The 13,980-nt window shown below is 45.7% G+C and carries 10 protein-coding genes; 5 read left to right on the forward strand and 5 right to left on the reverse strand.

Features of this window, described 5'->3' with window-relative positions; all coding sequences use genetic code 11:
• Positions 1-528 precede the first annotated feature (528 nt).
• The gene (locus tag QUA83_RS09075) at positions 529-696 is read right to left on the reverse strand and encodes a hypothetical protein (RefSeq protein ID WP_333292637.1); all 168 of its coding nucleotides are present in this window, start codon (positions 694-696) and stop codon (positions 529-531) included.
• 185 nt (positions 697-881) lie between these two features.
• Between QUA83_RS09075 and QUA83_RS09080 the strand changes: the two genes are divergently transcribed.
• Both QUA83_RS09080 and QUA83_RS09085 read left to right on the forward strand, forming a co-directional pair.
• The gene (locus QUA83_RS09080) at positions 882-2,876 is read left to right on the forward strand and encodes a bifunctional serine/threonine-protein kinase/formylglycine-generating enzyme family protein (protein WP_333292639.1); all 1,995 of its coding nucleotides are present in this window, start codon (positions 882-884) and stop codon (positions 2,874-2,876) included.
• A gap of 64 nt (positions 2,877-2,940) precedes the next feature.
• Complete coding sequence (locus tag QUA83_RS09085; protein ID WP_333292640.1) at positions 2,941-3,291, forward strand: hypothetical protein; 351 nt, start codon at positions 2,941-2,943, stop codon at positions 3,289-3,291.
• Here QUA83_RS09085 and QUA83_RS09090 read toward each other — a convergent pair.
• The 3 genes from QUA83_RS09090 to QUA83_RS09100 form a co-directional block, all read right to left on the reverse strand.
• Entirely contained in the window at positions 3,272-4,282 is a 1,011-nt protein-coding gene (locus tag QUA83_RS09090) for a hypothetical protein (protein ID WP_333292642.1), read from the reverse strand. The two genes, QUA83_RS09085 and QUA83_RS09090, sit on opposite strands and share 20 nt — an antisense overlap.
• Before the next feature lie 56 nt (positions 4,283-4,338).
• Positions 4,339-4,914, reverse strand: coding sequence for a hypothetical protein (locus QUA83_RS09095; protein ID WP_333292644.1), 576 nt, complete (start codon positions 4,912-4,914; stop codon positions 4,339-4,341).
• 285 nt (positions 4,915-5,199) lie between these two features.
• Positions 5,200-6,975 carry an EamA family transporter gene (locus tag QUA83_RS09100; protein WP_333292646.1) on the reverse strand — a complete coding sequence of 592 codons (1,776 nt, stop codon included), beginning with the start codon at positions 6,973-6,975 and terminating at the stop codon, positions 5,200-5,202.
• A gap of 742 nt (positions 6,976-7,717) precedes the next feature.
• Between QUA83_RS09100 and QUA83_RS09105 the strand changes: the two genes are divergently transcribed.
• From QUA83_RS09105 to QUA83_RS09115, 3 genes are all read left to right on the forward strand, one after another.
• Positions 7,718-7,942 carry a hypothetical protein gene (locus QUA83_RS09105; protein WP_333292648.1) on the forward strand — a complete coding sequence of 75 codons (225 nt, stop codon included), beginning with the start codon at positions 7,718-7,720 and terminating at the stop codon, positions 7,940-7,942.
• Positions 7,912-11,247, forward strand: coding sequence for an amino acid adenylation domain-containing protein (locus QUA83_RS09110; protein WP_333292649.1), 3,336 nt, complete (start codon positions 7,912-7,914; stop codon positions 11,245-11,247). The genes QUA83_RS09105 and QUA83_RS09110 overlap by 31 nt, the downstream gene beginning before the upstream one ends.
• 377 nt (positions 11,248-11,624) lie before the next feature.
• Positions 11,625-12,722: a HAMP domain-containing sensor histidine kinase gene (locus QUA83_RS09115; RefSeq protein WP_333292650.1), complete on the forward strand. Its 1,098-nt coding sequence runs from the start codon at positions 11,625-11,627 to the stop codon at positions 12,720-12,722.
• Positions 12,723-12,798: 76 nt separating this feature from the next.
• On the opposite strand, the gene QUA83_RS09120 is transcribed toward QUA83_RS09115, so the two are convergent.
• Entirely contained in the window at positions 12,799-13,899 is a 1,101-nt protein-coding gene (locus tag QUA83_RS09120; protein ID WP_333292651.1) for an alpha/beta hydrolase, read from the reverse strand.
• Between the last annotated feature and the right edge of the window lie 81 nt (positions 13,900-13,980).

A 13,980-nucleotide genomic window follows, 5' to 3' on the forward strand; every position in this document is an offset into this window, starting at 1 on the left:
TTATGAAAGGGTTAATTCAATATCTTTATGAAATCAAATTAGATAAAGCTATTCTCTGGTGCTATCTAATTTGGTATATTGTAGTAGTTTGTTTTCATTTTGATCCTTCTGTTAAGATATGGATCAATTCAATTGGTATAAGTGCTGTAATCGGTACGGGTTTGATGCTAAGTGTTTCTTCTAGTAAAGGCAAAAGAGATCATTGGCAGGCATTCAGGTTATATCTCATGCCATTTTGTGTCTCCAGCTTCTCTGCCTTGATTAAAGATCAGGGATTTATCATCTTCATATCACCCAATATCACAGAAACAATAGTGTCCGTATCATGCTGTGGTCTATTTTTATTACTTATTTTAGTAGTCAAAATATTCAAGAATACAGTTATTTAGCGGGACTATAAAATTGGTAAAAGCAGCAGAATTATGACATTTTCGGTTGAAATTACCCCGATCGCCTTTAAGGGCGATCGAGCTTGTATAACTCTTACGCCCCGATGAAGCGATGGAATTGCTTATTGAAATCGCTTTCTTAGTTTCTAGTCCGATCGTTCTTTGAGTGCGATCGCTTTTTGGTTGGGCGATCGCCAACTTGTACTATACTGGCTTCTGTAAAGCAATTACCAAGATCCCCAGACGAATATCGGCGGTAAGCGGGGTGGTAAAATCGGTCGATCGCGCTGGCATTTTTTGCGCTCAAATCACTTTCTTTGGATTAATTGACGTTTTAAATTCTGCCTTCTACTTTCTCCCTTGGGGCTACACAAGCGGGGGGTAATGCCCTCCCTACGGTCAATTGTCAATAACCAATTATTAATTGTTAGGATTCCATGAGGAAGCCAAAAAGATATATCATAATCTTAACCGGATCATTTCTTCCCAGATATGTTCTACTGTTCTAATCCCAAGTGTTCTAATCCTTTCAATCCCGACAACTCTAAATTTTGTCAAAGTTGCGGCCAGTCCGACCTCACGCCTCTCTTCAGAAACCGCTACCGCGTGATTCGACTGTTGGGCGAAGGGGGATTTGGCAGAACTTATGAAGCGGTAGATACGGATCGCATGGACGATCCCTGCGTAATTAAGCAGTTTGTACCCCAATTTCAAGGAACCTCAGCACTTGAAAAAGCCGCACAATTGTTTAAGGAAGAAGCGAAACGACTTTACGAACTCGGTGAACATCCCCAAATTCCTCGATTAATTGCTTATTTTGAACAAGACAAGCGACTTTATTTAGTACAAGAGTTGATTGAGGGGCAAACTTTACTAGCAGAATTAACTCAGCAGGGCGTTTTTAGCGAAGAAAAAATTTGGCAGTTGTTGGCAGATGTACTGCCGATTTTGAAATTTGTGCACGATCGCCATGTCATTCACCGAGACATCAAACTTGAGAATATCATGCGGCGGCGCACCTCTGTTAGCTCATCCCTGCCAAAAGCCGGAAATTTTCGGAATTCAGCTTTCCGAAGGGGAGGGCGGGGAGAGTTAGTTTTGATAGATTTCGGCATTTCCAAACAAGTAACGGGTTCCCTGATGAGCAAAGTAGGCACGACGGTAGGAACGCCCGGATATTCGCCTGTAGAACAAATGCGCGGTCAAGTTTTCCCCGGCAGCGATTTGTACAGTTTGGGAATAACTTGCCTGAGACTGCTAACTCAATGTTTGCCAAAAGTTGACGGTTCCGATGACCTTTATGACCCGATCAAGGGCGGCTGGATGTGGAGAGAACGGTTGCCAGCCGGCACAAAAATCAGCAGCGAGTTGGCAAAGGTTTTAGATAAATTAATTCAAGATTATCTCAAAAATAGATATCAATCTGCTGATGAAGTAATCAAAGCTTTAAATCTTTATTCTTTACCTCCCCAACCCCATTGTGCCAATGGAGGAGAACTTGCTCTAAATTCTTTTCGGACAAAGGGAGGACAACTTGCCATCAATACCCCCCTCAATCAAAGCGGGCAAATAAATAGCAATATCTCTGTCAATCCCAGGGAAAAATTCCGCACCAATCCGCCTCAGAACAAGGCATCGCAGAGAAGTGCTGCTGTCAAAAGCACTTTTGAATTTCAGGTGGTGACAGTAGACAAGCGCGGGAAGCAAATTAATGTTAACAGCGGCCAAGCGCGTTTTTTTGAAGAACATCTCGGTAACAGTACACTGCTGGAAATGGTATCTGTTCCTGGCGGTACTTTCCTGATGGGTTCTCCAAACGATCGCGGTGACAGCGACGAAAAACCGCAGCACCTAGTAACTTTAGCATCTTTCTATATGGGCAAATTTCCCGTCACTCAGGCACAGTGGACAGCAGTTGCCGCGCTGCCGGAAATTCAAATATTTCTCAATCCCGATGCGGCCCGTTTTAAAGGTGCAAATCGACCTGTAGAAAATGTATCTTGGTACGAGGCTGTGGAGTTTTGCGATCGACTTTCTCGCAAAACTGGTAAGAATTATCGCTTGCCTAGCGAAGCCCAATGGGAATATGCTTGCCGGGGGCAAACTACGGGGCCGTTTCACTTTGGGGAAACGATTACCAGCGAGTTAGCCAATTACAACGGAAATTCTAATTACGCTGATGCGCCCAAGGGAGTTTATCGCTTTCAAACAACAGATGTTGGCAGTTTTAAACCTAATGCTTTTGGATTGTACGATTTCCACGGAAATGTTTGGGAATGGTGCGCGGATTCTTGGCACAATAATTATAACGGTGCGCCTGCGGATGGTAGCGTTTGGGAGTCTGACGCGGACTCTTCGCTGAGGTTGTTGCGGGGCGGTTCTTGGAACGATCATCCTCCGAATTGTCGCAGCGCGTGTCGCCTCAGATATCAGCCGGATTGCAAGGCTAGTATTGTGGGTTTTCGAGTAGCTGTTTGTTTTGAGTGATCAGAGTCCAAGGGCAATTATTTATCGCCTTCAAAAATCGCCCACCTTTGTAACTCTAGAAAAAATGACCCAAAATTTAGCACTATTAATTTCGCTAGCAATTGAAGTTCCAACTGTTCTGCTGTTAGCACAGCTTATGGAACCAAGACCTGACAAAAAGCTGCTCTTGCTGCTAATCTGCGCTGGCATTGCTACTCTTGTAACTCATCCCATAGCTTGGATCGGCTCCCAAATGCTGATTCCCTATTTGAGATTTCCAGAACGAGCAGGATCGATCGAAATCATTGTGACGATAGCGGAAGGGGCTTTCTACGCGCTAGTAGGTAAAATAGGCTGGCGGCAAGGACTTTTTCTGTCAGCAATTGCTAATGCCACCTCTTTCTTCGGCGGCTTGGCTATCTACCAACTGCTTTAACTTCGATGAACCCTGTTTCCGCAGGACAAACTATAGCCAGCAACAAAATGGGAATTTCTAACCAAGCATGAATAGCAGCTACCAACGAGTAAACGCTGCGAGTACCTGTAAAAGATTGAGTAAAAGCCACAAATAAAAGTGTTCCCAAGATAGCAACTGTCCCGCGAAACAGCCAGCCCCTTTGCCAAGGAAAGAAAGTACGAGCTTTTGCCCAACTCGCAGCATCATCCCAGTGAGGCAGTACGCCGAGAACAACCGCATAGTGCATACACTGAAGGAACACGGCGGCAGAGAAAGCTCGGTCGCCCATAGCTTCCCCGTGCAGCTCTGGAGGTACAAATACGCCCAAGTGAGAGGAAAGTGACCCTGCTTTCAGCAGCGAAACTGAGGGAGATAGCAGATGAAGTTGAGCTAAGGCGGCGTGTGGCAAGCCGGAAAGAATTAGCAGCGGTATGGTAACAAAAACTAGCAAACAGCAGCATAAAGCGCGCTGTCGCCGTTCGCCTCGTAGTCTTTCGGCGATGAAACCAACTGGTGTTAGGTTGTGCAAGATACTAAAAACCAACAGCAACATAGCAGGCGCGATCGCAATGCCTGCCGTCACTCCCGCCACCACTGCTATGCCAAAAGCACCCCACAGCCAACTACGCAAGGCGAGTTTAGGAACGACTAATCCTGCTAGGCACGCAACGCAAGTTAATTCTAAAGGTGCGATCTGCAAGCTAGAAATCAAGCCCAGCATAAAGCAGGTGCGGAAGCTAACAATTAGCAGCAGGAGCCAAATCATCCCCAAACGTAAGTTGTTTCCCAGGCGAGAATTAAAACGACCATCAACATAGCGCAATTCGGTGATGACGTGAGCTAGTCCAAACATTGCCAGGGCGAGCGTGTAAGTTGCTAGTGGCAAAGCAACTGATATCAGAGCGCAGGCTAGCACAAGCACAATTGCTGCTATTAGCACCAACTTATGTCTTGGCGGTAAGGTTTCCATCGTCTCCATGAGGTGCAAGGATTGCTATAGCAAGAACGGATAGCATTAAAGCGAAACTATTTAGGCAGCTTGCGCCATCTAAAAATTACTATAGCTGTTACGACGAGGCTGGAAAGCACTAAAAGCCCCAAAATAAACATTTGAGAATTACTGCTTTTCTCCCTTAATTCTAGATTGTTGTTACTGATAGAAACAATTTCCAATACATCCGTAATGTCCCCAACGAAGATGGCGGCGACAGATCGCGAGTGCTCAATTTGTAGTTTTGATGGAATTAAACGTCGATCTTTTTCATCAAATTTTTTAAGTTGTTCGGCGAGAATTTCTCCAGGTTTAACCGCTGATTTTGGCAGGGCGTAAACTTGGCTATACATCCGATATCCGCGGTCACCAAAACACAGATTTGGCTTGAGGATTCTATGACTATATGGGAGTGTCGGGTTCCGGTTAACAGAGCGGACGACAGCTATAAATAAATACTGAGGATATTTATTTAAGTTATCAATTTTAAAACAGGCATAAACTTTAGTATATCCTGGTGTCAGCACATCTGCACGCGCAGGCAAAGATAGTCCTAAAGATAAGACTAATGACAACAGTAAAAATGTCGATTTTATGGTTAATTTTTGCATGGCTTTTAGCTAGACTGAATAGATTAGGACTAAGGCAAAAAAACCGGTTTCTATGAAAAATCGTGGATACACCCTGTGTTGGATTGAGGAAGGAAACCCAACCTACAGTATCAACTAATACCAATTATGTATGAAGCTGCATAGAATCGGAAGCCTGAAATCTTTTCTGGTCAAGGATCTATTCTATGCAGCTTCACAGAAAATTGGTATTAGTTTTTCTTCTGTAGGTTGGGTTGGCAGCTCATGTACCTGAGAAAGGCTATACCGTTAAAGAAAAATATTACCTCAACCAGCCTTCTTTTGAGGAGCGACTATGCGTTCCACACTCATAGCAGCCACACTCAACGTCACCACAGCCATGCCGAGAATTGCCACAGGCTGCAACTTCTCATTGATAATTAGAAACCCGAAGAGTGCGGTCATTGCCGGCCCCAAAGTGCCAATTACTGACGCTAAGGCCGCCCCCGCGAACCGGATGGCAAAATTATTCAAAAGATAGCTAAACAGCGTCAGCACCCCTAAAACAACGCCTCCCACAATCAAACCAGGCCAAACATTTTGGTCTATTTTAGGAGAAAAATTTTCCGACAGTGGCACCCACAAACTCAGGGAGGAAAATACAAAAATCGCGGCGAAATTAACTAAACTAAAAGGAATTGGGTGCAGCTTGCCGGCGGCCATTTGCGTTAGCAATACGTAACCTGCAAAGGTAATCCCAGAAGCCAGTGCAGCCGTGACTCCCACCCCGACATTGCCGCCGCCCGGAGGTTGGACCGCAAAACTCGGCCACCCAACTAAAATCAAACCTGCGGTAATCCCCACTATCGCCAAAAAGCCGACTTTGCTAGGGCGAGAACCAAACAAAATCCAAGAACCTAGTACGGTGACGATCGGGTAAATAAAGAAAATCGTAATGGCAATCCCGGCTGGAATATTGCCGATCGCCAAATAAATCAAAACCTGAGACAAAAACAGAAAAAATGCGCTTCCTAAAACCTTACTCCACAAAGCTCGATCGCCCGACTCGAACAACCGCCTAATATCTTTCCACACAGAAGGATACAGAAATGTCGCCAATATCGGCATCAAAGCCATCACCACGATCAGCCGCATCAACAAAATCAACAAAGAATTTCCAAAACCTGGAGTCACCACCCCCGGAAATTCAAACAACCCAAAAACCACCCGAGGATTTTTGGCTTTAATCAAAATTCTTAAACAAACATTAAACAGCGACAATACCACCGCCGAAGACAAAGCCAGCACCAAACCTGTCTGTACTTGAGAAGATGCTTTAACAGTTGCAGCAGGCGCTGAAGAAGGCTGTGGCACTGTTTCTCGCGGCGTTTCCACAGGTGTTGGCTGCAGAAGTTGCGGGCGGACAGAATTAAGAGAATTAGTTGATTCCTCGACATAGGAATCTTGAGCATCGAAAGGATTTTCAAGATATGCTTCTTCTTCTTCGAGTTCTTCCCTGATGCGGTTTACGAGATTTTGTAACAGCTCTTCCCCTTGCAGTTCCAGGGTTTTCATGTTGTTGAGCCGCACGGAAAGCTCGCTCTCGTAACTGGTTAAATCTTGTTCCAGCATCTGGAAACTGCGATCGATCCTTTCATCCAGTGCCGCCAACAACTGCGAGGCCCGTTCGTCGTAGTTGCTCGGTGGCAAGGGTATCGGAAACTCGCCACTGGGAATAGGGCTGCTGAGAGAATTTCCCGAATTAGCACTGAGTTCGTTGAACCGCTGCACCAACAAATCCTGCAAATTGTGAGCCAAAACTTGAGCCAACTGCTTCAGCCACAATTGCTGCTGCTGAATGTATCGCCCCGACAGAGATTCCATTTGCTGAGACTGCAATTTGCGATATTGCTCCCGGAGGTCTTCAATATCTTCAATCAGGTGATTTTTTTCAGTTTGCAGCCGAGTAATGTCTTGATTTAACTGGCCTTTGACATTTTCATGCAAAGCGTCCAGTTCTTGCATTACTGAGTGAAGGACTTCTTCTGCTGATTGTGCATCCTCTGGCTCGCCCTTTGACGAGTATACGTTCCGCTGCGCCATTAGCCTATAACCTCTAATTTAAACTGCACGTTCACTGTTCTTAAGTATTTTGCCAAATCAGACCGCAAGTTCTAGTGAGTGGCTCTAAAAGATTGCGGACACTGTTGAATCAATAGTAGTCGCTAAGCTACAAATGTGAGAAAATTGCGTGAAGCAAAGCTATCCCGCTCTTAATCCCCCCAACAACACTTTGTGCAATTAGAAATCATCAGAAAAATGGGTAGAAACTCCGTCCTAAAAGGACGGCTTTACATTTTTGATTTACTACCGCCTTGGGACTGGTTGGCTCGGTGTGCTTTTGTGTTGCACTTTCAACGGGACAATTACCGCCTCAAACTTCCCAGCCCTGTACGCATAGTGTTTTGCTCTTTCGAGCCTCCCTTGCGGGGTAAAGTTAGCTTCGCCAAGGTTTAATGAGCTTGTTAGGCCCGTAGCACTGTCTCAGTGACCTTAAGACTGTTTAACTACCAGCGACAGAGCAGGGAACTAGCTTCGCATTCTCCTGGTGTCGTGACTCAAAAAACGTAGCCAGTTAAGACTTAGGCTGGTCAGAACGGCTTGGTAGATTTCTCCTTCAAGCCTCATGCCTTTAGGCTGAGGTTCCTGACACTACACCTTGACCTCTCCACGAATTGCTCCCGGTAATTCTCGCATATAACTCACCCGATTGCACCCGACTCACAAACCTAAGAGCCCGTTCCGCGACTAAATTTGATTGGGGGGTGGCACTCCTAGCCCCTCAATGGATAACTTGATGCTGCGGCCAGAAATCCGGTTTCTTTTGCCCGCCTTTCTGCCGCACTCCCACACCCAGGTTTATGATTTTAAAAGTTCCGCTCTTTTGCTCGCGAAAGTTTTAAGAGGCGATCGCACCCTCAAAAATCCACCCCGCGCCATCAAAAAATTAACACATCCCATCCCCGAAGAGCAACAGATATGGCATCCGAAATTTATGACAATTCCTTGACAAATGATATAGAAAAACTGAATATTTCTTCAGAATCCGAAGTGTTTGTCTTTCCGGCATCATTTGCCCAGCAGCGCTTGTGGTTTCTCGACCAATTCGCACCGGAAAACCCTTTCTATAATGTAGTAACAGCCCTGCGCTTAACTGGTTCCCTCAACTTAACAGCCTTAGAGCAAACCTTCAACGAAATAGTGCAGCGCCACGAAACTTTGCGAACCACTTTTGCAGCGGTATCAGGTCAACCAGTGCAGATAATTTCTCCCGCTTTCAATACTCAGTTAAAAGTATTAGATCTGCAAAATTTGCCGCCAGAACAACGGCAAACAGAAGCAAAGAAACTCTCCGCAGCAGAATCTCTTCGCCCTTTCAATTTATCCACCGGGCCGCTGATGCGAGTCACCATCCTGCGGCTGACAGAAACCGAGCATATTCTATTGGTAAATATGCACCACATAGCCTCCGATGATTGGTCGATCGGTGTGCTAATTCGAGAAATAGAAGCTATCTATACAGCTTTGATAAATCAACAGCCATCTCCTCTGCCAGAATTATCACTTCAATATGCCGACTTTGCCGAGTGGCAGCGCGAATGGCTGCAAGGTGAAGTATTAGAAACTCAGCTAGCTTATTGGCGGCAGCAATTGCACGGGATTTCGGTGTTAAATTTGCCGACAGATCGCCCTGCACCAGCTAGGCAAAATTATCGCGGAAAAACTCAATATTTAGAACTGCCAAAAAACTTGAAGGAGGCACTTGTAGCGCTCTCGCAGCGAGAAGGAGCGACTTTATTTATGACATTGCTCGCAGCATTTCAAACATTACTTTACCGCTACTCGCAACAAGAAGATATTGTAGTAGGTTCGCCGATCGCCAATCGCAACCGCAGCGAAATCGAATCATTAATCGGTTTTTTTGTCAATACTTTAGTGCTGCGAACAGACTGTTCGGGAAACCCGATATTTCGAGATTTTTTGGGCCGGGTGCGGGAAGTAACCCTGGGAGCTTATGCTCACCAAGATTTGCCTTTTGAGAAGCTCGTCGAGGAATTGCACCCCGAGCGATCGTTGAATCGCCACCCGTTATTTCAGGTGGTATTCGGGCTGCAAAATGGGCCGGTGGACGAGCTAGAATTGCCAGGATTAAAGTTGAGTTCTTTTCATTTGGAGACTCAAACAACGCGCTTTGATTTAGAGCTGCATTTGTGGGAAGCTTCGGATAAGTTTAGGAACAGATACGGCGAACAGTGGGAAGATTCGGAAGGCATCCGAGGCTTAGCTGTGTACAATACGGATTTATTTGATGAAGTTACGATCGCCCGAATGCTGAGGCATTTTAAAACGCTGCTGGAAAGCATTGTCGCTAATCCAGAACAAAGAATCGCTAACTTACCTTTATTGAGCGAGGATGAAGTGAATCAATTATTCAGAGAATGGAACGATACTCGGACAGATTATCCTCAAAATAAGTGCATTCATCAGTTATTTGAGGAGCGGGCCCAGCAGCATCTGGAGGATGTCGCCCTAACTTTCGACAGCCAGCACCTGACTTACAGAGAACTCAACAGTCGCAGCAACCAACTGGCGCGCTACCTACAAAAAAAGGGCGTGGGGGCGGAGGTTTTAGTGGGGCTTTGTGCAGAGCGATCGATCGACCTAATTGTCGGGATGTTGGCTATACTGAAAGCGGGAGGAGCTTACCTACCGTTAGATCCGAGCTATCCGCGCGATCGGCTAAACTTGATGCTGGAAGATGCTCAAGTTAAAGTCTTGCTAATTCAGGATAAATTGATTGAGAATTTCCGAGACTTCTCAAACTCGGTGATTTACTTCGATCGCGACTGGGAAGACATAGCCAAAGAAAGCGCCGAAAATCCCGCCAACACCGCAACAGCAGACAACCTAGCTTACGTTATTTACACATCTGGATCAACAGGAAAACCCAAGGGAGTTGCTGTCACCCACAAAGCAGTAAATCGGCTGGTACTCAACACCAACTATATAAAAATAGAACCTACCGATAAAATTGCCCAAGCATCAAACGCTTCATTCGATGCAGCCACATTCGAGATTTGGGGAGCCTTGCTTAACGGCGCTCAACTCGTGGGAATTAGCACAAATATTACCCTTTCGCCTCACGATTTAGCCTTAGAACTGCGCCAAGAAGGCATCACAGTTTTGTTTTTAACAACTGCCTTATTTCAACAAATTGCGAGAGTTTTACCCCAAGCTTTTGATTCGCTGCGCTGCTTGCTGTTTGGCGGAGAAGCGGTCGATATGAGATGGGTTAAAAAACTTCTCAAACAAAAGCCAACCACTCAATTAATTCACGTTTACGGGCCTACAGAAAATACCACATTTTCGGCTTATTATTGCGTGCAAGACGTACCCGAAACCGCAACATCTATCCCCATCGGCCGCCCGATCGCCAACACGCAAATTTATCTCCTCGATGCGGATTTGCAGCCTGTGGCGATCGGTGTTATGGGTCAATTGTACGTCGGCGGTGACGGATTGGCGAAAGGCTACCTCAACCAGCCGGATTTAACTGCTGCTGCATTCATTCCTAATCCTTTTAGCAATAAATCTGGTTCTAGGCTTTATAAAACAGGTGATTTAGGTCGCTATTGGGCTGACGGCAACATCGAGTTTTTAGGCCGCGTTGACGACCAAGTAAAAATTCGCGGCTACCGCATCGAGTTGGGAGAAATTGAAGCGGCTTTGTGCCAGCATCCACAAGTGCGCGAAGCAGTAGTAATTGTGAGAGAAGACATCCCCGACGATAAACATTTGGTAGCTTATGTTATTCCTGACGGCATTAATGAGAAATTAGAAATTCCCAATCTAAAATCAAGTCACCTGCGCCAATTTTTGAAAGAAAAGTTACCAGGATATATGGTTCCTGCAACTTATGCAGTGTTGGAGAATATGCCGCTGACTCCTAATGGCAAAGTAGACCGCCGCGCCTTGCCTGATATAGATACAGACAGCGAGGATATAACAGAAAATTATGTAGGGCCTCGGACTGATCTCGAAAAGGCTATCGGGAAAATTTGGGCTAAAGTTTTGGGAAAACAGCAGGTTAGTATCTACGATAATTTCTTTGAACTAGGCGGGCATTCCCTACTAGCAACTCAGTTAATTTCTCGCATCCGAGACGCTTTGCAAGTCGAGTTATCGGTCAGCAGTTTGTTTGAGGCTCCGACTGTGGCGAGTCTGGCAAAATACATTGAAACAATGCGCTGGGCTGCGAAAGGTTTGGATACTTTCAGAACCGACGACAATGAACGAGAAGATGTGGAATTTTAAGGCCTTACATAATTGGGGGAGGATTTTAATTGTTTTGTGGAATTGGCATCTGCCTGTCGGTAGAAATTACCGCAATGGGAACTGATATTCAAGCCTGCTTCACGAGGAGATTTATACCTGTTACTTGCTAACCTTTTAGGATCGCGAATTAAATAATTTACACTCTTGAAAGTGGGGAGTAGGGGTTGGGCTTATAGCCCGCCCTTTCTGGACGGGCGGGACGCCCATCCCACAAGAACCATCAAAATTCTAAGTTATTTAATTCTCATTCCTTAGAGGCTGAGGCGGCTTATATACTTGCAAAACTGCTTGCGGGGCATTATAAATAAGGGAGAAAATCTTCTCTCAACAGCCACTCATCCAGAAAATCAGAAACGATGTCCAACCCAGCGTCTGACCGTCTTAAACAAAATTCTGAAAAAATTATGGGGATGTGGGAGAAGCGGGCGCGTGAGGAAGTCGGTGCATCAACGCATCAAAATTCTCTTGTCTTGCAAGATTCCCTACCTCTGTACTTAAACCAACTGGTAGATGAACTCTCAAGCAGAATTGTCAGGACACCAGCCCGAGTCACAGCCGACGAGGTAGAAAGTACGCGGATTGGCAAGCTGCATGGGCATGAACGGGCGGGGTATGCTGACTACTCTATGACTCACCTAATTTTCGAGTATCACCTCCTCCGTCAAGTAATATTTCAAGTTTTAGAAGAAGAAGCACCTTTAGGAGTGGAGGATAGAGACATTATTATCGGCTCCATTGAGCAAGCCGTTAATGACGCCGCCACTCAATTCTCCGAAACGCTGCGAGATATTCAAGAACTATTTATGGTGACGCTAACTCACGATCTCAGAAATCCCATCAATGTCGTAAAAATGGGAACTCAACTAACTCTGCGGCGGCTTGAACGAGAAGACAGCCATATGGAGGTGGCGACGAGGATGCTGGGTGCGATCAATCGGCTGGATTCGATGATTCAAAATCTGCTTGATGCGAGTCGGCTGCGGGCAGGGCAGAGCTTAAAGATTGAATTTGAAGAATGCGATTTTGAGATGCTAGTCCAAGAGGTAGTACAAGATTTGAGCTTCGCGTATGGAGAGCGGTTTATTGTAGTCTCTGATTCTGATATGAGGACTTTTTGCAGCCGTAAAGAAATACGGCGGGTGATTGAAAATTTAGCAATTAACGCTGTGAAATATGGTGCGCCTAATACGCCGATTACACTCACGCTCCAGCAAACTGAAACGCAGATCAGCCTTACTATTCATAATGAAGGCGATCCGATCGCCCTAGACGCTCAATCCATCCTATTTCAACAATTTCGTCGAACCATCTGTGCCGAGGAGCAAACCGGCTGGGGATTAGGATTATTTTTATCAAAGAGTATTATTGAAGCCCATAAAGGGACACTTGCGGTTGAAAGTGCAGAGGGCAAGGGGACAAGCTTTATTATCACTTTATCAAAGATTCTTCTTTAGTTCGGGACATTAAAACTAAGAAGAAAAATAGGGTATCCCCAGCCAGAACCTACAGAATTTTAACTCACATTTTTAGTCAGGAAATTTCAGTGCAAAATGCTCTGACAGCTTCTGCAAACTGCTGGTTATGCTCGATTAATGCCATGTGTCCTCCTCGCTTTATAGTAACTAGCTCTGCTTGAGGTAATTCTGCTTTCATTCGCAGGCTAGCTGGGGGGGTAGTGGCAATATCTGAATCGCCGCAGATCACCAACACTGGAATGTCAATCGATCGCAAAGTTTTTGTTTCATCATATTTGAGCATTCCCAGTGTGCCGCGAGCGAGAACGCCGGGAGAACCCAAGGCTGATAAGAAAGCGGAGAACTCTAATTGACCGCGCGTTTCAGTGCCTTTAAATCCCGATAATTCTACACTGATGTGCAGTGAACCATTGAGATAGCTCAGCCAAGTCATTCCCCACATAATCGGTTCAAGAGCTATGGTGAGGTAGAGCAGAGGTTGAAGCAGAGGCTTTTGCAAAGCGCGTAATAAACCGCTAAAAATAGCGGTTTTGACGGGATTAGTATAAGTGGTATCTACCAGAATTAAACCAGCTACTCGACTACCGAGAAGTTCTGGAAAAAGCCGACTGAATGTTAGAGAAATCATGCCGCCCATGCTGTGTCCGAGTAGGATAACAGGTTTAGTTCCTGCTATGGCAATGACGGCTTCGAGATCGCGGGCAAATTTTTCTAGGGAGTAGTCGCTGTTTTTTGGTCGAGTGGATTTTCCCAAACCTGGAAGATCCCAAACAATCACTCGGAAGCGATCGCTTAATTGCCGTTTCGCGTAATACCAAACCATACTATTCGGCCCCCAACCATGGGAGAGAATAATCGGCTGTCCGTCCTCTGGGCCGTAGAATTCTACTTGTAAAATAGTGCCATCAGGCCTCTCTACTCGCTGAACCGTACCCGTCCGCGTCGGCTTCGGTTCGTCAGCACCGGGGCGGCGGAACAGCGGCAAACTGATAAAGCGGCCACCAACAGACCAAAGAAGCATCAAGACTCCGCTGATTAAGTAGGAAATCCCTACAAGTGCGCCGATGTACCATTCGTAAATAATGTATATACCTCCGCCAAGTACCCCGACGGACAGCAGTCCCACCAGCCATAGGAACAGGAAATTGAAGGGCATGAACGGCATAAGCTGAAACCTTGGGTAGGATTTTGGTTGCGGATTCAAACAGAATCATACTCAGGTTAGGCCACAGTAAGC

It is taken from the genome of Microcoleus sp. K1-B1, assembly GCF_036704705.1.
Classification (GTDB): domain Bacteria; phylum Cyanobacteriota; class Cyanobacteriia; order Cyanobacteriales; family Microcoleaceae; genus Microcoleus.

Coding starts and splice junctions, on each gene's coding strand:
- QUA83_RS09080 (WP_333292639.1), top strand. CDS start 882: ATGTTCTACTGTTCTAATCCCAAGTGTTCTAATCCTTTCAATCCCGAC.
- QUA83_RS09085 (WP_333292640.1), top strand. CDS start 2,941: ATGACCCAAAATTTAGCACTATTAATTTCGCTAGCAATTGAAGTTCCA.
- QUA83_RS09090 (WP_333292642.1), bottom strand. CDS start 4,282: ATGGAAACCTTACCGCCAAGACATAAGTTGGTGCTAATAGCAGCAATT.
- QUA83_RS09095 (WP_333292644.1), bottom strand. CDS start 4,914: ATGCAAAAATTAACCATAAAATCGACATTTTTACTGTTGTCATTAGTC.
- QUA83_RS09100 (WP_333292646.1), bottom strand. CDS start 6,975: ATGGCGCAGCGGAACGTATACTCGTCAAAGGGCGAGCCAGAGGATGCA.
- QUA83_RS09105 (WP_333292648.1), top strand. CDS start 7,718: ATGGATAACTTGATGCTGCGGCCAGAAATCCGGTTTCTTTTGCCCGCC.
- QUA83_RS09110 (WP_333292649.1), top strand. CDS start 7,912: ATGGCATCCGAAATTTATGACAATTCCTTGACAAATGATATAGAAAAA.
- QUA83_RS09115 (WP_333292650.1), top strand. CDS start 11,625: ATGTCCAACCCAGCGTCTGACCGTCTTAAACAAAATTCTGAAAAAATT.
- QUA83_RS09120 (WP_333292651.1), bottom strand. CDS start 13,899: ATGCCCTTCAATTTCCTGTTCCTATGGCTGGTGGGACTGCTGTCCGTC.